The organism is Streptomyces rishiriensis (assembly GCF_003112535.1).
GTDB classification, from domain to species: Bacteria; Actinomycetota; Actinomycetes; order Streptomycetales; family Streptomycetaceae; genus Streptomyces; species Streptomyces rishiriensis.
In genome coordinates this window covers 128,953-147,434 of sequence record NZ_BEWA01000004.1, presented here as the reverse complement: position 1 = coordinate 147,434, position 18,482 = coordinate 128,953, and the positions used below count along the sequence as shown (strand labels likewise).

The following is an 18,482-nucleotide window of genomic DNA, read 5'->3' as shown; positions in this document are numbered from 1 at the left end:
GATGGCAGGCTTGGGAGCATGCGCCGACCTTTCGCCGTCCGAGCCGGAGCCCTGGTGACCGGAGCCCTGCTGCCCGCGGTCCTCCTCTCGGGAGCCCTCGCCGTGCTCGCGGGGCCCGCCGCGGCTCCCGCGTCCGCGGCCGACGGCGACAAGGGGTTCACCATCGACGACCCCCGGATCACCGAGTCCAGCGGTCTCGCCGCCTCGCGGCGGCACCCGGGCGTCTACTGGACCCACAACGACAGCGACGACGGCCCCTACCTCTACGCCGTCGACAGCGCCACGGGAAAGACCGTCGCCCGGGTCACCCTCACCGGGATCGGCGCCCCGCGTGACGTGGAGGCGATCTCCATCGGCCCGGACGACCAGATCTGGGTCGGCGACATCGGCGACAACCTCGGCGGCACCTGGAAGTACGTGTGGATCTACCGGCTGCCCGAGCCGAAGAAGCTCGTCGACCAGAGCGTCAAGGCCACGCAGTACGTCGTGAAGTACTCCGACGGCCCCCGCGACGCCGAGTCGCTCCTCGTGCATCCCAGGACCGGGCGCGTCTACATCATCGACAAGAAGGAGGACGGCGGGCACCTCTACGAGGGCCCGGCGAAGCTCTCCGCCTCCGGGGCGAACGTCTTCCGGCCGATCGCCCCCGTCGACCTGTGGGCCACCGACGCCGCCTTCTCCCCGGACGGCTCCCAGCTCGCCGTGCGCGGCTACTTCGGCGGCATCTCCTACGCCTGGAACGGCGGCAAAATCGAACGCGAGGGGCGGCTCGACGTGCCGCTGCAACGGCAGGGCGAGTCCGTCAGCTACTCCGCCGACGGCGAGAAGCTCCTGTACGGGAGCGAGGGCTCGCACAGTCCCGTGGTGGCCGAGGACGCGCCCCGGAGCACCTCGTCGGGCTCCGCGTCCTCTTCCGGCGGCGGGAGTTCCAGCGCCTCCGGCAAGGGCGGCGGGTCCTCCGCGACGGGCGGCGTCAAGGTCGGCGCGCTCGCCGTGGTCGCGGTGTGCGCCGCCTTCTTCGGCATCCGCCGGCTCCGGCGGCGCGGCTGAGCTCCGCCGCCCGTGCGCGGCCCCCGCTCCGGGGCCGCCGCTGTCGTACTCCTTGACGCGGTGATGGTGTGTCAGTTACCTGGGGGGGTGCGCGGTGTATGGGAGCGCTCCCATATGTTCCGGGTCCGCGCCTCCCGAGAGGAAGCAGCGAGATGTTCCGCAGCTTGCGAAGAGTGCTGTGCGCTGTCGCCGCCGCGCTCCTGATACCCCTGGGCGCCGGTGCGCAGGCGGCCCACGCGGCCGACTCCGCCGCGGCCGGCGCCGGTTACTGGCACACCAGCGGCCGGCAGATCCTCGACGCCGCCGGCCGGCCGGTCCGGATCGCCGGGATCAACTGGTTCGGCTTCGAGACCGGCAACCACGTCGTGCACGGTCTCTGGTCGCGCGACTACAAGAGCATGATCGACCAGATGAAGTCGCTGGGTTACAACACGCTCCGCATCCCGTACAGCGACGACGTCTTCAAGTCCGGGACCGTCCCCAACAGCATCGACTTCTCCAGCGGCAAGAACGCCGACCTCCAGGGCCTCAACTCCCTTCAGGTGCTGGACAAGCTCGTCGCGTACGCGGGTCAGGACGGCCTGAAGGTCATCCTCGACCGGCACCGCCCGGACTCCGGCGGGCAGTCGGCGCTCTGGTACACGGCCGCCGTGCCCGAGTCGACCTGGATCGCCAACCTCAAGGCGCTCGCCGCCCGTTACCTCGGTCAGGACACCGTCGTCGGCATCGACCTGCACAACGAGCCCCACGATCCGGCCTGTTGGGGCTGCGGGGACATGGCGACGGACTGGCGGCTCGCCGCGCAGCGCGCGGGCAACGCGGTCCTGTCCGCCAACCCGAGCCTGCTGATCTTCGTCGAGGGGGTGCAGACCTTCAACGGCGTCTCCGGCTGGTGGGGCGGCAACCTGATGGGCGTCGGCCAGTACCCGGTGCAGCTGAACGTGGCCGACCGGGTGGTGTACTCGGCCCACGACTACGCGACCAGCGTCGCCCAGCAGAGCTGGTTCAGCGACCCGGCGTTCCCCGCCAACATGCCGGGGATCTGGGACAAGTACTGGGGCTACGTCTTCAAGCAGAACATCGCGCCCGTGTGGGTGGGCGAGTTCGGCACGACGCTGCAGTCCACGGTGGACCAGAAGTGGCTGGCGGCCCTGGTGACCTACCTGCGGCCGACGTCGACGTACGGCGCGGACTCCTTCCACTGGACCTTCTGGTCCTGGAACCCCAACTCCGGTGACACCGGCGGGATCCTGAAGGACGACTGGCAGAGCGTCGACACCGTCAAGGACGGGTACCTGGCGAGCGTCAAGGCGCCGGGCTTCCCGGGCGGCGGCGGAGGCGGCGGTGGCGGAGGCGGAGGTGGCGGTGGCGGTGGCGGCACGGCCTCCTGCGCCGCCTCCTACACCGTCGGAAGCGACTGGGGCGGCGGCTTCAACGCCGAGGTGAAGGTGACCAACACCGGGACGTCCGCGCTCGGTTCGTGGAAGGTGAGCTGGACCTGGAGCGGCTCGCAGCAGATCACGAACATGTGGAACGCCTCGTACACCCAGAGCGGGGCCGCCGTGACCGCGGTGAACGCCGCCCACAACGGCACGGTCCCGGCCGGCGGCTCGACGAGCTTCGGCTTCGGGGGCGCGCCGGGCGGCGGGGCGGCGCCCAGCGTGAGCTGCACGGCGACGTGAGCCGGCCGGCCGGCCGGGTGCGGGGCACAGCCGTATGAGGAAGGGCGCCCGGTGTCCACCGGGCGCCCTTCTACTGCCTGTGCTGCCCCTGCGTCCGCGCCTGGGGCTACAGCTTCTCGATCACGTAGTCGACGCACTTCGTGAGCGCCTCGACGTCCGCCGGGTCGATCGCCGGGAACATCGCCACGCGCAGCTGGTTGCGGCCGAGCTTGCGGTAGGGCTCGGTGTCGACGACGCCGTTGGCGCGCAGCACCTTGGCGACGGCGGCCGCGTCCACGTCGTCGGTGAAGTCGATCGTGCCGATGACCTGGGAGCGCTTGGCCGGGTCGGCGACGAACGGGTTCGCGTACTTGACGTCCTCGGCCCAGCCGTAGAGCGTGCGCGCGGAGGTGGCGGTGCGGCGCACCGACCAGTCCAGGCCGCCCTGGCCGTTGATCCACTCCAGCTGCTGGTTCAGCAGGAAGAGGGTGGCGAGGGCCGGGGTGTTGTACGTCTGGTTCTTGCGGGAGTTGTCGATCGCCGTCGGCAGGCTGAAGAACTCCGGGACGTGCCGGCCGGACGCGTGGATCCGCTCGGCGCGCTCGATCGCGGCCGGGGAGAACACGCCGATCCACAGGCCGCCGTCGGAGGCGAAGGACTTCTGCGGGGCGAAGTAGTAGACGTCCGTCTCCGCGATGTCGACCGGGAGGCCGCCCGCGCCGGAGGTCGCGTCGACCAGGACGAGCGCCCCGTCGTCGGCGCCCTGGACCCGCTTGAGCGGGGCGGCGACGCCGGTTGAGGTCTCGTTGTGGGTGAACGCGTAGACGTCGACGCCCGCCTCGGCCGCCGGCTCGGGGTGCGTGCCGGGGTCGGAGGAGATCACGGTGGGCTCGGCCAGCCAGGGGGCGAGCTTGGCGGCCTTGGCGAACTTGGAGCTGAACTCGCCGAACGTGAGGTGCTGCGACCTGTTCTCGATGAGGCCGTGGGTCGCGACGTCCCAGAACGCGGTGGAGCCGCCGTTGCCGAGGACGACCTCGTAGCCCTCGGGGAGGGAGAACAGCTCGGAGACGCCCTCGCGCACCTTGCCGACCAGGTTCTTCACCGGGGCCTGGCGGTGGGAGGTGCCGAGCAGGGACGTGCCGGTGGCGGCCAGGGCGTCCAGCGCCTCCACCCGCACCTTGGAGGGGCCCGCGCCGAATCGACCGTCGGCGGGCTTGATGTCAGCAGGAATCCGGATCTCAGCCACGGGAGCGAGGTTAGCCGGTGGGGGAAACCTGGGTGAAACCTCGTCCGTCGGGTGAGACGGGTTTCCGTCGGCTGAGACGGGTCCGTGTCGCCGTGCGGCGGCCGGTCCGCACGGGCTGTGGGCCCGGACGCATGCTGGTTTGCTGAAGCCATGACGGATCTCGAGGCCGCTCTGCGCAAGGTCGTCCGGGGCGAGGTCGCGTTCGACGCGACCTCCCGGGCGCTCACCACGATGGACGCCTCCAACTACCGCCGGGTCCCGCTCGGGGTCGTCGCGCCCCGGGACGAGGACGACGTGGCGGCCGTGCTGGAGGTGTGCCGGGAGCGCGGGACGCCGGTCGTCGCGCGCGGCGGCGGGACGTCGGTCGCGGGACAGGCCACGGGGACCGGCGTGGTGCTGGACTTCACCCGGCACATGAACCGGCTGGTCTCGCTCGACCCGGACGCGCGGACCGCCGTCGTGCAGCCTGGGCTGGTGCTCGACCGGCTCCAGGAGGCGGCCGCGCCGCACGGGCTGCGCTTCGGACCCGACCCCTCCACCCACAGCCGGTGCACGCTCGGCGGGATGATCGGCAACAACTCCTGCGGCTCGCACTCGGTGGCCTGGGGCACGACCGCGGACAGCGTGCGCGAGCTGCGGGTCGTCACCGCGCGCGGGCGGCGGCTGCGGTCCGGGCGAGGCTGGGCGGGGGCGCCGGACGGGCTGCGCGCCCTGGTGGACGGCGAGCTCGCCCTGCTGCGGACCGGCTTCCCCGACCTGCCCCGCCGTATCTCGGGGTACGCGCTGGACGCGCTGCTGCCGGAGAACGGCGTCGACGTCGCCCGCTCCCTCTGCGGCAGCGAAGGGACCCTGGGCGTGCTGACGGAGGCCGTCGTACGGCTCGTCGAGGCGCCCCGCGCGCGGGCGCTGGCGGTGCTCGGCTACGCGGACGAGGGCGCGGCCGCCGACGCGGCGGCCGGGCTGCTGCCGCTCGGGCCGCTCACCGTGGAGGGGATGGCCGCCGACCTGGTGCCGCCGGGGACGGACGGGCTGCCGCGCGGCGGGGCCTGGCTGTTCGTCGAGGCGGGCGGCGCGTCCTCCGACGAGGCACGCGCGCGTGCGCGGACGATCGTGCGCGCGGCGGACGTCGTGGACGCCCGCGTGGTGACCGACCCGGCGGGGCAGCGGGAGCTGTGGCGGATCCGGGAGGACGCGAGCGGCACGGCGACCCGGATCCCCGGGGATCCCGCCCTGCCCCCGGGGGCAGGAGGGGCCTCCGAGGCCTGGCCGGGCTGGGAGGACTGCGCGGTGCCGCCCGCCCGGCTCGGGGCGTACCTGCGCGACTTCCGGGAGCTGCTCGCGGAGCACGGTCTGCGCGGCGCCCCCTACGGGCACTTCGGGGACGGCTGCATCCACGTCCGCATCGACTTCGACCTGCTGACGCCGGCCGGCATCGGCCGTTTCCGCCGCTTCTCCCAGGAGGTGGCCGAGCTGGTCGTGGCGCACGGCGGCTCGCTCTCCGGCGAACACGGCGACGGCCGGGCCAGGGCCGAGCTGCTGCCGCGGATGTACGGGCCGGACCTGGTCGCGCTGTTCGAACGGGTGAAGGACGTCTGGGACCCGGACGGTCTGCTCAACCCGGGGATGCTGGTGCGGCCCGCGCCCCTCGACTCCGGCCTGCGCTTCTCCGTCCTGCCGCGCGAGCCGGTGGACGTGGCCTTCGGGTACCCGTCCGACGACGGTGACTTCACGGCGGCCGTGCGGCGGTGCGTGGGGGTCGCCAAGTGCCGTACGGCGGCGCCGTCGCCCGGGGCGGGGGTGATGTGCCCGTCGTTCCGCGTCACGGGCCGGGAGGAGCACTCCACACGCGGGCGGGCCAGGCTGCTGCACGAGATGCTGGCCGGCGAGCTGGTGACCGACGGCTGGCGCTCCACGGAGGTCCGCGACGCGCTCGACCTGTGCCTGTCCTGCAAGGGCTGCCGCTCCGACTGCCCGGTCGAGGTCGACATGGCCACCTACAAGGCGGAGTTCCTGCACCACCACTACCGGGGGCGCCGGCGTCCCGCCGCGCACTACAGCATGGGCCGGCTGCCGGTGTGGCTGCGCTGGGCGAGCCGGTTGAGGGCCGCCGCCCTCGTCAACGCGCTCGCCTCGGCCGGCCCGCTGGCGGGCGTCGCCAAGCGGCTGGGCGGGATCGCGGCGGAACGGGCCGTCCCGCGACTGGCGCGGCGGACGTTCACCGGCTGGTGGCGCGCCCGGGGCGCCGCCGCCGGGGCCGTCCCGGGGGCCGCGCAGGGCGGTGAGCTGGTGGTGCTGTGGCCCGACACCTTCACCGAGCACCTCTCACCGTCCGTGGGGCGGGCGGCCGTCCGGGTGCTGGAGGCGGCGGGACTGCGGGTGACGCTGCCGCCGACCTTGCGGATGCGGGGCCGGCCGGTGGGCGACGGCCGGTCGCGGAGTGCGGCGGCGCTGCTCACGGCCCGCCGGGGCCGGGTCTGCTGCGGGCTGACGTACGTCTCCACCGGCCAGCTCGACCTCGCGCGCGGGGTGTTGCGCCGTACGCTCGACCTGATGGAGCCGGTGCTGGAGACGGCCGCCCCGGTCGTCGTCCTGGAGCCGAGCTGCGCGGCGGCCCTGCGCACCGACCTGCCGGAGCTGCTGCACGACGACCCGCGCGCGGCCCGGCTCGCCGCCCGCGTCCTCACCTTCGCGCAGGCACTGGAGCGGCATGCCCCGGGCTGGACCCCGCCCCGGCTGGACCGTCCGGCCGTCGGCCAGACCCACTGCCACCAGCACGCGGTCCTGGGCGACGCGGCCGAGCGGCGGCTGCGCGAGGCTGCCGGGCTGAACGGTGAACTGAGCGGCGGGTGCTGCGGCCTGGCCGGCGACTTCGGTTTCGGCAGAGGCCGCTTCCAGGTGTCGGCGGCCTGCGCGGAGGAGCAGCTGCTGCCGGCCGTGCGGGACGCCCCGGACGAGGCGGTGGTCCTGGCGGACGGGTTCTCCTGCCGGACCCAGCTGGAACAGCTGGCGGGGGTGCGGGGGAGCCATCTCGCGGAGGTGCTGGCGGCCGGGCTGGAGGACGCGGGCGGCTCCACGCGCGCGTAGACGGGCGGAACGCGGAGCCGTCGCCCGGCGGCGCGGGGCTCCGCAGGGAGCGGACGTCTCGCAGCCTGAGACAGTGGCAAAATCAGTTCACACCCCTGACGAAGTCCATTACCGTGGACTGCACAGTGCATCGTGCTGAACGAACCGAGTCGACCACCTGGACCGCCCGTGACCACCCCCGACGCAAGCGCAGTCGCCGCCCCCGTCGTCTCCTCGCAGCCGCGGTCCGACGCGGGAGCGGGCGGTTCCGGCCGGTTCGGCCCCCTCGGTCCCGTCGGGCTGGTGCTCGCCGGCGGGGTCTCGGTGCAGTTCGGCGGCGCCCTGGCGGTGACGCTGATGCCGAGGGCGGGCGCCCTGGGCGTCGTGGCGCTGCGGCTGCTGGTGGCCGCGGTGGTGCTGCTGGTCGTCTGCCGGCCGCGTCTGCGCGGTCACTCGCGCGCCGACTGGGGCACGGTCGTCGCCTTCGGCGTCGCCATGTCCGCGATGAACGGCCTGTTCTACCAGGCGCTCGACCGCATCCCGCTGGGCGTGGCGGTCACGCTGGAGGTGCTCGGCCCGCTCGCCCTGTCGGTCGTCGTCTCGCGCCGCGCGCTGAACCTGGTCTGGGCCGCGCTGGCGCTGGCGGGCGTCTTCCTCCTCGGCGGCGCGGGCGGTGGCGGGGGCCTGGGCGCCCTCGACCCGGTGGGCGTCGCGTTCGCGCTGGGCGCCGGCGTGATGTGGGCCGCGTACATCGTCTTCAGCGCCCGCACCGGTCGCCGCTTCCCGCAGGCGGACGGACTGGCCCTGGCGATGGCGGTCGGCGCGTTGCTCTTCCTGCCCCTGGGGCTCGCGGAGTCGGGCACGAAGCTGGCCGATCCCGTGACGCTCGGCCTCGGGGCGGGCGTGGCCGTGCTCTCCTCGGTCCTGCCCTACACCCTGGAACTCCTCGCCCTGCGCCGCCTGCCGGCCTCCACCTTCGCGGTCATGATGAGCCTGGAACCGGCCCTCGCCGCCACGGCCGGCTTCCTGGTCCTCGACCAGGCCCTGAGCGCCGTCCAGGCCGCAGCGATCGCCCTGGTCGTCGCCGCGAGCATGGGCGCCGTCCGCACGCAGGTGGGGCGCGCGAAGACGGCGGTCCCCGAGGCGTGAACGGGCCCACGGGGCGCAGGTCGGCAACCTCGGGGCGGACGCCCTGATCCAGGACCTTGGCGATCAGGTCGGCGGACGGGCAGCGCGGAGTCGTGCTTCCCCCTTCCTCGGGGGGAAGCACGGCTGGACGAAGAACGCAGACGGCCAGTTCAGTTGCGGTCCGTGATCACTGTTCTGGGGTGTCCGAGGTCAGGGCCGCAGCAACAGCGACGTCGATCGTTCCGCTCTGGGCGCGTTTCGGGTCGCCCAGCCGTGCCCGGATCAGGTACCCGAGCTGGAATCGGCTCTCGGCCCGGAAGCTCTCCATGACATCCGCGATGTGCTTGCGGCAGGTTCGCAAGGACATGCCGAGTCGTCTGGCGATCATCTCGTCCTTCATGCCCTCCGTGAGCAGTCGCACGATCGCCTGCGCGGCCTCCGTCTTGACGACGGGCGTTCCGAAGTGCCCGGGGTTGAGGGGTGTGGCCTGCACCCACGAGTGTTCGAAGACTGCGCACAGGTAGCTGACGGTGGAGGGGTCCTGGACGACGACCACGCCCTCGTGCTCGTCGGCACGGGGGATGAACGCGATCTTCCGGTCGACAACGACCAGTCTGCCGAACAGCTCGGGCAAAGTGCGCACCTCGCCGCCCGACGAGGCGAGATGGCCGACGTAGCCCTGGGTCGCTGCCTCGTGGCGGGCGGCGTGCTGGTAGAGGGTGCGCATCTGGATGCCACGCCGGGCGAGGGCCAGATCGCGCTCGTTGGCCTGCTCCATGCGCCCTGGCGGCAGGTCCCTGCCGCGTTCGCAGGTCAGCACTTCCACCTGGCAGGCTGACATCGCGTTCTCGAGCAGCTCTGTGGCGGATTCGAGTCCGTGCACCTCTTGGATCGGCGTATGCCTGCGCCGACTGCGCTGGGTCTCGGCGTAGAGCGAACCCAGGACGTCGAAGTCACCCTTCAGTTCGTTGATGAGGGCCAGCCGACCGCGCAGCTCGGCCTCGGCCGTGGTGAACATGATCGCTGCCGCACTCTCCGGTGCGACAGGCACCAGCCGCTCGTTTGCGGCGTCTCCGGGCAGGTGCCGGAGCAGGTGCCGGGCCCCTAGTGAGGCCGCGGCCTGCTGAACTTCCTCGACATCCAGGGCGAGGTCGTGGGCAGCTTCACCGATATCGAGATGTCCATTTTGTGCTGCCCAGCGAAAGATTTCGATTTCCGCTTTGTCTAACCGGGCAAAGTCCTCAAGTGTGCGATTTTCCACTGTCCCCCCCCGGGAAGATGCTGCATGCAGCTTAGTGCAGCGTGATCACTCTGGACGGGAGGGCTCGCAGGGGTGAGTCTGAGAGTGCACAAGGAGTTACCGGAGGAACTCTCTCCGGTAACGCGGCAAATGCCGACATGTCCGCTGTGCGGAACCCACCTTCATGAAAGAGGTACTAACGATGGCCATGCTCAAGACCGTCTCGTATGCGATCGCCCGCCGCACGAAGATGACGGCCGTGGCCGGCTTCTACAAGTACTGATCTCACCGAGGTCGATCCGTGTAATCCCTCGGGCCGGGGCGAGGCGCTATCTCGTCCCGGCCCCAGGGCCTTGCCATGCACATCATGGAGGAGCCGATGAACCGACCGCCAGGTCCGCTTGGCGGGCGCCTTGCCGGCAACGGTCCCGTTTACGACCAGGACCGCCTCGGGTTCATGGTGCAGATGTCGGACAAGTTTGGCGCGATCTGGTCGTTTGACCGCCACATAGTCGTCGTGGCCGACCCGGCACTGGCCGGGGAGGTGCTCACGCGCACGAACACTGATTTCGGTGCCGAGGTCGACTTCCTCCACCGCAAACAAAAGGACGATGCGCAGACCAAGCAGCAGTGGGCCTCATCGCGAGCCGCCCGCATGAGGTACATGCGCCCCTCGTCCATGCAGGCAAAGGTCCCCGGGATCGCCGCAGAGCTGGACGCCGGAATCTCCTCTTGGGGAAGTGGCGAGATCGATGTGGTCGATCGTATGCGCGCGCTCACGGCCAGGGTCGGAGCCGTGCTCTGCCTTGGTGAGAACGCGCATCTGGCCTGGGGCGAGACCTCTTCGATGCGCTGACCCCGGTCGTGAGCAGTTCCGTTTCCCTGCCGCTCGGGTTCCCGCTCCCGCGTCACCGCCGGGTCGTACGAGCCAACCGCGCGCTCGAGCAGGCCATCAGCGAGGCGATGGGCCTTCGACGGACCGTGGGTCAGGGCGCCACCGGTGACCTCGTGGATGTGCTGATGCAGCCCACTGCCCGGCACGGCTCACTGCCCGATGCGGTCATCCGCGAGACTCTCGCGGCCACCCTGCTCGCGTCGGAGAACACCTCGGCAGCCGGGTTCGGATGGATCGTCCACGAGCTGACGCGGCATCCGGAGATCCAGAAGACGGTCGCGGCCGAGGCGGCAGCGGTGCTTCCGGCATCCGGGCCCATCACGCATGCTCATTACGAGCGGCTGAGCCTTACCGCCAGGGTGGTCCGAGAGGCCCTCCGCCTCTGGCCGCCGAACTGGATGTTCGCCCGCCACGTCATGCACGAGACGGTGCTGGGCGGCTACACGCTGGAGTCCGGTACCAAGGTGATGGTCCCCGCGTACGTGATGCAGCGGGACGCGCGATGGTTCCCCGACCCGCTGGCATTCGACCCGGACCGCTGGTTGCCCGACGGCTCCGGCAGCGCCGCCCCACAGTTCGCGTACATGCCGTTCGGCGCGGGCCCTCTGATCTGTATGGGAATGTCGTGGAGCCTGATCGAGATGACGCTCGCGACCGCTCTTCTTACGCGCGCTTTCCATCTCGCGCCTTCCTCGGCTGCCAAGGTCGTCCCCGATCCTTCACGCGGTCTTTCACCCGCCGGATTGCGGGTGCGGCTCGCGATCAGATCGGACAGCGGTAACACGGCTGATCTCCCCACGACCGGCGGAACCATGGCGGGATGTCCCATCACCGGCAGGGCGGAATGATGGACGGAACCGTCACGTACGGCCAACTTCTGCGCAATCGCGAATTCAGCGGACTTTTTGCAGCGCATACTGTGTCGATTCTCGGCGACGTGCTGACGAAGGTAGCTCTGTCTGTCCTTGTCTTCGACCGCACCAATTCCGCTTTGATGGCCGCCATTACGTTCGCGCTGGGTTTCATGCCCCAGATCCTCACGGCGGCCCTGGCTTCTGCCGTCGTGGACCTGGTTCCGGCTCGGCGGCTCATGCTGATCGGCGACGCGAGCCGAATGGCCTGTGTGCTGGCCATGACCGTGCCCCGAATGCCCATCGCTGTTCTCCTTGTCCTGGTGACCGCCTCGGGGGCGCTGTCCCCCTTGTTCCGGGCTGCCAGGCAGGTGATGCTCCCCGATATCATCGGCATGAACGGGTATCCGCTCGCCAGGTCCATGTTCTCGGGAACCATCCAGATCGGACAGATAATCGGCTTTGGTCTGGGTGGAGCCCTCCTGATCGTCCTGACGCCCAGGGCGACGCTGTTCGTCGACGCGGCGACGTTCGTCTTCTCCCTCACGATGGTGCTGATGTTCGTCCGGCCGAGGCCAGCGACCGCCGGCGGCACCCGCCGCGAATCGGGCGTCGTCCGCGAGACATTCCGCGGCAACCGGTCCGTTCTCAACGATCCGGTCCTGCGACGGCTCCTGCTTCTCCAGTGGATACCGACCGCCCTCATCGTCCTGCCGGAGGGGCTCGCCGCGCCGTATGCCGCCGAGCTCGGTGGCGGACCCGAGAGCGTCGGGTTCCTCCTGGCCTTCCCCGCGGTCGGCACCGTCATCGGCGAAGCGGCCGTCGCCAGATTTTTGGGACCTCAGGAGCGAGGCCGGTGGGTACCCGCGCTCCTCCTCCTCGCAGGCGCCCCCCTGCTCCTTTTCGCCGTCTCCCCCTCGCTGCCCCTGGCACTGGCGCTGCTGCTCCTCAGCGGTGCCGGAACAGCCTTCGCGCTTCCGCTCGACCAGCTGTACGTGGAACGTGTGCCCGCAGGGCTGAGAGGCCGGGCGATGACGCTCACGGGAGCCGGCTCGATCGCCACCCAGGGAGTCGGCCTGGCAGTCGGAGGGCTCATGGCCGACTGGATGCCCATGCCCTGGGTGTTCACCAGTGCCGGGATCGCCGCGTTGGCGGTGGCCGCACTCATCGGCCGGCACCGACCCTGGCGCATCACTCCGTCCAAGGCAGGTTCAGGAGCAGCCGTGGTCGCCGACGCTCCGGCCTCCCACCAGTCAGCTCGATCTACCGAAGGGTAGGGCTTCCCCGTGTCCTCTCCGTTGGAACGTCCGTCCGACGCCACATGGCATCACCTCCCCCCCGCCGCCCCCCTCGGCCTCAGTTTCGACGCCGCACGGCTCGCAGCCGAGGTGAAGGGCCTCGCCGACCTCACGTGGCGCCCGAACCGCCCGGTCCACCAGAACGGACTGGGCGAGGAGGACACCTTCGACTGGAAGATCATTCCTCTTCGAGGCCCCACAGGGAACGTCAGGCGCACCGACCCCGGCGGCGCAGGGCTCGAGGACCACCTCGACACCCCTGTGCTCGACCGGTGCCCGTACCACGCCGAGGTCCTGGCCGCCGTTCCCGCCCCGCTGCACAGCGCGCGTCTCATGGCGCTCGGGCCCGGCGCGGAGACCCACGAGCACAGCGACGGGCACACCAACTTCCCCTGGGGGTTCCTGCGCCTGCATATCCCCATCGTGACCCAGTCCGGAGCCGAGCTCACCGTGGACGGCCAGACGTACCACTGGGAGGCGGGCCGCCTCTGGTACGCGGACTTCGACCGGCTCCACATAGCCAGGAACCGGGGCGCAGAACGACGGATCCACCTCGTGGTGGACACCGTCCCGACTCCGGAGCTCATGGCGCTCTTCCCGGCCGGTTTCCTCGACGCGCTGCCCTGGAGCGATGTCCTCATGGCCAGGGAGCCCATCCCCCTGCAGCCCTTCGAACAGCTGGCACTGCGCTGTCAGGTCGACATCCCCGCGAACTTCCCCGACTGGTCGGACGACTCCGGAGCCGACCCCGCCGACAGCCTGCCGGGCTCCGTCGAGGTACGGGACGGACGGCTCACGCTCTGCATCGCGGGTGAACCCCGCTTCGGACTCGTGCACATCGGGAACGCCGAGTTCCGGCTCCAGGGCTGGACCGAGGAGCGGACCATCGTCCTCGACCTCGAACGGGCACAACCCGTCGCACGGTTCCGCGTGCGCTGCGGGCGGTCTCTCGACGAATACCTCCGGCCGGCGAGGCCGGTGGCGCACGCCTGCTCCACCCCATGACGGCACCGACTCCCACGCTGCTGGAACTCGGCGTGGAAATGAGACCGACCACTGTCGAGGACGCCGGCTCCCTGTCTCAGGCGCTGCTGCGAAACCGCAGCTACCTGCAGCCGTGGGAGCCGGACCGGCCGGAGGAGTACTACACCGAAGTCGGGCAGCGGTCCTGCATCAAGGAGCAGCTCGCACAGCGCCGGGCAGGCACGTTCATGCCCTGGGTGCTCGTCGAGGTGAAGACCGGCAGGATCGTCGGCGGGGTCTCTCTCTCCAAGATCACTCTGGGGCCCCTGTGCAGTGCAAGCGTCGGCTACTGGACCGACAGCGAGTGGGCAGGCCGCGGTCTTGCTACAGCGGCTGTCGAAGCCGCCTGCCTCTGCGCTCGCTGGGACTTCGCCCTGCACCGCTTGGAGGCGGGCACGCAGCTGCACAACCTGGCATCGCAGCGGGTCCTGAAGAAGGCCGGCTTCCACCAATACGGAACCGCACCGGAGTACCTGCACATCAACGGTGCATGGCGAGACCACCGGTTCTTCCAGCGGATCCTCCACTCCGGTCCTCCCCTCTGACCGGCGTCACCGGCCTGGAACCAGCACCGTCCCCGGCCCGATCCGCCAGGCCCCGCACATCAACGACGACCCCACCATGCGCAACCTCCACGACCCCGATCGACAGCCGCACACAAGGGAGTCGGTCACCCGCTCAAGGTCGCGCTGCTGTCCCTTCCGGCTGCATCTCGGCCGTACCCCCTGACCGCGTCCCACCGCCGCCCGGCCGGCCGGGGAGGGTGTGGCCCCTCGTGCGGTGGCGTATTCATGCAAGCATGCTTGATTGTTTCTCGGTGCGCTGCCATGCTCCACCCCATGGCCGACCCGACCCCCGTGCTCGACGACCTCCGCGCCGAAAGCGACGAACTCGACCGGCTGGCAGCCGAGTTGGGACCGGAGCAATGGAGGCTTCCCACCCCCGCCCCCGGCTGGACCGTCGCCCACCAGATCGCGCACCTCGCGTGGACCGACCACTCGTCCGTGCTGGCCGTGACCGACCGGGGCGCCTTCGCCCGTGAGGTCGAGAAGGCGCTCTCCGCGCCCGGGGACTTCGTGGACAACGGCGCCGAGGAGGGCGCGGCGAAGCCGCCCGCACAGCTGCTCGCCGACTGGCGGGCCGGACGCCGGGCCCTGGAGGAGGCCCTGCGGGCGGCTCCGGCGGGAGCGCGTTTCCCCTGGTACGGACCGCCCATGGCCGCCGCCTCGATGGCCACCGCCCGGCTCATGGAGACCTGGGCCCACGGCCTGGACGTGGCGGACGCGCTGGGCACGGTCCTCCCGCCCACCGACCGGCTCCGGCACATCGTCCGCCTCGGAGTGCGCACCCGCGACTTCGCCTTCGGCGTGCACGGACTGCCCACGCCGTTCGAGGAGTTCCGCGTCGAACTGATCAGTCCCTCGGGCGAGTCGTGGACCTACGGCCCCGAGGACGCCACGGACCGCGTCACCGGCCCCGCCCTCGACTTCTGCCTGCTGGTCACCCAGCGCGCCCACCGCGCCGACCTCGCCCTGCGCGCCGAGGGCCCCGACGCGGACCGCTGGCTGGACGTCGCCCAGGCCTTCGCCGGCCCGCCCGGCGCCGGCCGCCCGCCGAAGGGACCGCAGGGGCGTGCGGACGCGAAGGGGCGCGCGGACGCGCAGGAGCGTGCGGACGCGAAGGGGCCGAGGGGGTCGGGGTCGTGAGCGTGCTGCGCGTCGGCAACGCCTCCGGGTTCTACGGCGACCGCTTCGACGCCCTGCGCGAGATGCTCACCGGCGGCGAGCTCGACGTCCTCACCGGCGACTACCTCGCCGAGCTGACCATGCTCATCCTCGGGCGTGACCGGATGAAGGACCCCGCCGCCGGGTACGCCCGCACCTTCCTGCGCCAGCTGGAGGAGTCCCTCGGCCTCGCCCACGAGCGGGGCGTGCGGATCGTCACCAACGCGGGCGGGCTCAACCCCGCCGGACTCGCCGACGCCGTGCGGCGGCTGGCGGACCGGCTCGGCATCCCCGTGCGCGTCGCGCACGTCGAGGGCGACGACCTCGGCCCCCGCTACCCCGACAGCCTCACCGCCCACGCCTACCTCGGCGGCTTCGGCATCGCCGCGTGTCTGCGCGAGGGCGCGGACGTCGTCGTCGCCGGGCGGGTCACCGACGCGGCCCTCGTGACCGGTCCCGCCGTCGCCCGCTTCGGCTGGGAGGCGACGCAGTACGACCGGCTCGCGGGCGCCGTCGTCGCCGGACACGTCCTGGAGTGCGGGACACAGGCCACCGGCGGCAACTACGCCTTCTTCGCCGACGGCGGGACCCGCGGGAGCGGTCGCGCGGGCGGCCGCGACCTGCGGCGGCCCGGCTTCCCGCTCGCCGAGATCCACGAGGACGGCAGCTGCGTCATCACCAAGCACCCCGGCACGGGCGGCTTCGTCGACGTCGGCACGGTGACCGCGCAGCTCCTGTACGAGACCGCAGGCGCCCGGTACGCCGGGCCCGACGTCACCGCCCGCCTGGACACCGTGCGGCTCGCCCAGGACGGGCCCGACCGGGTCCGTGTCGACGGCGTGCGCGGCGAGGCCCCGCCGCCGACCCTCAAGGTCGGCCGCACCCGCCTCGGCGGCTTCCGCAACGAGGTGGTCTTCGTGCTCACCGGACTCGACATCGAGGCCAAGGCGGCACTCGTGAAGGAGCAGATGGCGGACGCCCTCGCCGAGTCCCGCCCTGCCGGGGTCCGTTGGGAGCTGGCCCGCACCGACCGGCCGGACGCCGACACCGAGGAGACGGCGAGCGCCCTGCTGCGGCTGGTCGTCCGCGACCCGGAACAGGCCGCCGTGGGGCGGGCGTTGAGCGGGGCCGCGATCGAACTGGCCCTCGCCAGCTACCCCGGCTTCCATGTGCTCGCCCCGCCCGGGAAAGGCTCCCCCTACGGGGTGTTCGAGGCCGCCCACGTCCCGCAGGAGGACGTCGAGCACGTCGCCGTCCTCCACGACGGGCGGCGCACCCCCGTGCCGCCCCCGCCGGCCGCCGCCGCCCGCGTCCTTCGACCGACGGCGCAGCCGGACCTGCCGGAGCCGCTGCCCCCGGGGCCGGTGCGCCGGGCGCCCCTCGGGCTCGTCGCCGGCGCCCGCAGCGGCGACAAGGGTTCCGACGCCAACGTGGGGGTGTGGACCCGCACCGACGAGGCCTGGCGCTGGCTCGCCCACGAGCTGACCGTCGAACGGTTCCGGCAGCTCCTCCCGGAGAGCCGGCCGCTGCCCGTCACCCGGCACGCCCTGCCCCGGCTTCGTGCCCTGAACTTCGTCGTCGAGGGTCTCCTCGGCGACGGCGTCGCCGCCCAGCACCGCTTCGACCCGCAGGCCAAGGCGCTCGGCGAATGGCTGCGCTCCCGCTGCCTGGACATCCCGGAGGCCCTGCTTTGACGGTCATCACGTCCGCCTTGGACATCCACGGCCCCGACTACCGCGCACACCGCGAGAGCATGCTCGCCAAGCTGGCCGACCTCGACGCCGAGCACGCGAAGGCGCTGGCGGGGGGCGGGGAGAAGTACGTCGCCCGGCACCGCGCCCGCGGCAAGCTCCTCGCCCGTGAGCGCATCGAGCTGCTCCTCGACCCCGACACGCCGTTCCTGGAACTGTCGCCGCTGGCCGCCTGGGGCAGCGCCTCCCCCGAGTACGCGGTCGGCGCTTCCCTCGTCACCGGCATCGGCGTCGTCGAAGGCGTCGAGTGCCTGATCACCGCCAACGACCCGACCGTGCGGGGCGGCGCCAGCAACCCCTGGTCGCTGAAGAAGGCCCTGCGGGCCGACGACATCGCGCTGGCCAACCGGCTGCCCTGCGTCAGCCTGGTGGAGTCGGGCGGCGCCGACCTGCCCTCGCAGAAGGAGATCTTCATCCCGGGCGGGGCCGTCTTCCGCGATCTGACCCGCCTCTCCGCCGCGGGCGTCCCGACCGTCGCCGTGGTCTTCGGCAACTCGACCGCGGGAGGCGCGTACATCCCCGGCATGTCCGACCACGTGATCATGGTCAAGGAGCGGGCGAAGGTGTTCCTCGGCGGGCCGCCGCTGGTGAAGATGGCCACCGGCGAGGAGAGCGACGACGAGTCGCTGGGCGGCGCGGAGATGCACGCGCGTGTGTCGGGCCTCGCCGACTACTTCGCCGTCGACGAACACGACGCCCTGCGCCAGGCGCGGCGCGTGATCGCCCGCCTCAACCACCGCAAGGCGTACCCGGATCCCGGCCCGGCCGTCCCTCCGAAGTATGACGAGGAGGAGCTCCTGGGCATCGTCCCCGGGGACCTGCGCACCCCCTTCGACCCGCGCGAGGTGATCGCCCGGATCGTCGACGGCTCCGACTTCGACGAGTTCAAGCCCCTGTACGGCACGAGCCTCGTCACCGGCTGGGCCGCCCTGCACGGCTATCCGGTCGGGATCCTCGCCAACGCCCAGGGCGTGCTCTTCAGCCAGGAGTCGCAGAAGGCCGCCCAGTTCATCCAGCTCGCCAACCAGCGCGACATCCCGCTGCTCTTCCTGCACAACACCACCGGCTACATGGTCGGCAAGGAGTACGAGCAGGGCGGCATCATCAAGCACGGCGCGATGATGATCAACGCGGTCTCCAACTCGAAGGTCCCGCACCTGTCCGTGCTCATGGGCGCGTCCTACGGCGCCGGCCACTACGGCATGTGCGGGCGCGCCTACGACCCCCGGTTCCTCTTCGCCTGGCCGAGCGCCAAGTCGGCCGTGATGGGCCCGCAGCAGCTCGCCGGGGTCCTGTCCATCGTCGCCCGGCAGTCGGCGACCGCGAAGGGCCGGCCCTACGACGAGGACGCCGACGCCGCCCTGCGCGCCATGGTGGAGCAGCAGATCGAGTCCGAGTCGCTGCCGATGTTCCTCTCCGGCCGGCTCTACGACGACGGCGTCATCGACCCCCGCGACACCCGCACCGTGCTCGGCCTGTGCCTGTCGGCCGTCCACACGGCTCCGTACGAGGGCGCCCGCGGCGGCTTCGGCGTCTTCCGGATGTGAGGCTC

At 71.8% G+C, this 18,482-nt stretch carries 14 protein-coding genes; 12 read left to right on the top strand and 2 right to left on the bottom strand.

What is annotated here, in order from left to right:
• Positions 1-18: 18 nt before the first annotated feature.
• Positions 19-1,050: a TolB-like translocation protein gene (locus Sri02f_RS07615; RefSeq protein WP_109000328.1), complete on the top strand. Its 1,032-nt coding sequence runs from the start codon at positions 19-21 to the stop codon at positions 1,048-1,050.
• Positions 1,051-1,202: 152 nt separating this feature from the next.
• Positions 1,203-2,732, top strand: coding sequence for a cellulase family glycosylhydrolase (locus tag Sri02f_RS07610; RefSeq protein WP_109000327.1), 1,530 nt, complete (start codon positions 1,203-1,205; stop codon positions 2,730-2,732).
• A gap of 106 nt (positions 2,733-2,838) precedes the next feature.
• Here the strand turns inward: Sri02f_RS07610 and serC are convergent, their stop codons facing one another.
• Positions 2,839-3,957 carry a phosphoserine transaminase gene (gene serC, locus Sri02f_RS07605; protein WP_109000326.1) on the bottom strand — a complete coding sequence of 373 codons (1,119 nt, stop codon included), beginning with the start codon at positions 3,955-3,957 and terminating at the stop codon, positions 2,839-2,841.
• Positions 3,958-4,107: 150 nt separating this feature from the next.
• Here serC and Sri02f_RS07600 point away from each other — a divergent pair, with 150 nt between their 5' ends.
• Positions 4,108-7,041, top strand: coding sequence for an FAD-binding and (Fe-S)-binding domain-containing protein (locus tag Sri02f_RS07600; RefSeq protein WP_109000325.1), 2,934 nt, complete (start codon positions 4,108-4,110; stop codon positions 7,039-7,041).
• Between the two features lie 168 nt (positions 7,042-7,209).
• Positions 7,210-8,169, top strand: a complete 960-nt coding sequence (locus Sri02f_RS07595; protein ID WP_109000324.1) for an EamA family transporter — start codon at positions 7,210-7,212, stop codon at positions 8,167-8,169.
• A 166-nt stretch (positions 8,170-8,335) separates the two neighbouring features.
• On the opposite strand, the gene Sri02f_RS07590 is transcribed toward Sri02f_RS07595, so the two are convergent.
• The gene (locus tag Sri02f_RS07590) at positions 8,336-9,409 is read right to left on the bottom strand and encodes a LuxR C-terminal-related transcriptional regulator (protein WP_159106673.1); all 1,074 of its coding nucleotides are present in this window, start codon (positions 9,407-9,409) and stop codon (positions 8,336-8,338) included.
• Between the two features lie 346 nt (positions 9,410-9,755).
• Between Sri02f_RS07590 and Sri02f_RS07585 the strand changes: the two genes are divergently transcribed.
• The 8 genes from Sri02f_RS07585 to Sri02f_RS07550 all read left to right on the top strand — a co-directional run bounded on the left by Sri02f_RS07585 (position 9,756) and on the right by Sri02f_RS07550 (position 18,477).
• Positions 9,756-10,244 (top strand): cytochrome P450 family protein, encoded by a 489-nt coding sequence (locus Sri02f_RS07585; RefSeq protein WP_159106672.1) that lies wholly within the window; start codon positions 9,756-9,758, stop codon positions 10,242-10,244.
• Positions 10,245-10,252: 8 nt separating this feature from the next.
• On the top strand, positions 10,253-11,131 hold the full coding sequence (locus tag Sri02f_RS07580) for a cytochrome P450 (protein ID WP_159106671.1): 879 nt from the start codon (positions 10,253-10,255) through the stop codon (positions 11,129-11,131).
• On the top strand, positions 11,104-12,411 hold the full coding sequence (locus Sri02f_RS07575) for an MFS transporter (RefSeq protein WP_109000320.1): 1,308 nt from the start codon (positions 11,104-11,106) through the stop codon (positions 12,409-12,411). Before Sri02f_RS07580 ends, Sri02f_RS07575 begins: the two co-directional genes overlap by 28 nt.
• A 9-nt stretch (positions 12,412-12,420) precedes the next feature.
• A complete protein-coding gene (locus Sri02f_RS07570; RefSeq protein WP_109000319.1) occupies positions 12,421-13,437 on the top strand; it encodes an aspartyl/asparaginyl beta-hydroxylase domain-containing protein in 1,017 nt (338 codons plus the stop codon).
• Positions 13,434-14,000, top strand: coding sequence for a GNAT family N-acetyltransferase (locus tag Sri02f_RS07565; protein WP_109000318.1), 567 nt, complete (start codon positions 13,434-13,436; stop codon positions 13,998-14,000). The genes Sri02f_RS07570 and Sri02f_RS07565 overlap by 4 nt, the downstream gene beginning before the upstream one ends.
• A gap of 294 nt (positions 14,001-14,294) precedes the next feature.
• Positions 14,295-15,161, top strand: coding sequence for a TIGR03084 family metal-binding protein (locus tag Sri02f_RS07560; protein ID WP_109000472.1), 867 nt, complete (start codon positions 14,295-14,297; stop codon positions 15,159-15,161).
• Complete coding sequence (locus Sri02f_RS07555; protein WP_109000317.1) at positions 15,158-16,873, top strand: acyclic terpene utilization AtuA family protein; 1,716 nt, start codon at positions 15,158-15,160, stop codon at positions 16,871-16,873. The genes Sri02f_RS07560 and Sri02f_RS07555 overlap by 4 nt, the downstream gene beginning before the upstream one ends.
• Positions 16,870-18,477, top strand: a complete 1,608-nt coding sequence (locus Sri02f_RS07550; protein WP_109000316.1) for an acyl-CoA carboxylase subunit beta — start codon at positions 16,870-16,872, stop codon at positions 18,475-18,477. Before Sri02f_RS07555 ends, Sri02f_RS07550 begins: the two co-directional genes overlap by 4 nt.
• The last annotated feature ends 5 nt before the right edge of the window (positions 18,478-18,482 follow it).

Excerpts from the sequence above, each read along its gene's own strand:
- Sri02f_RS07615 (WP_109000328.1), top strand. The coding sequence starts at position 19 with ATGCGCCGACCTTTCGCCGTCCGAGCCGGAGCCCTGGTGACCGGAGCC.
- Sri02f_RS07610 (WP_109000327.1), top strand. The coding sequence starts at position 1,203 with ATGTTCCGCAGCTTGCGAAGAGTGCTGTGCGCTGTCGCCGCCGCGCTC.
- Sri02f_RS07600 (WP_109000325.1), top strand. The coding sequence starts at position 4,108 with ATGACGGATCTCGAGGCCGCTCTGCGCAAGGTCGTCCGGGGCGAGGTC.
- Sri02f_RS07585 (WP_159106672.1), top strand. The coding sequence starts at position 9,756 with ATGGAGGAGCCGATGAACCGACCGCCAGGTCCGCTTGGCGGGCGCCTT.
- Sri02f_RS07575 (WP_109000320.1), top strand. The coding sequence starts at position 11,104 with ATGTCCCATCACCGGCAGGGCGGAATGATGGACGGAACCGTCACGTAC.
- Sri02f_RS07565 (WP_109000318.1), top strand. The coding sequence starts at position 13,434 with ATGACGGCACCGACTCCCACGCTGCTGGAACTCGGCGTGGAAATGAGA.
- Sri02f_RS07560 (WP_109000472.1), top strand. The coding sequence starts at position 14,295 with ATGGCCGACCCGACCCCCGTGCTCGACGACCTCCGCGCCGAAAGCGAC.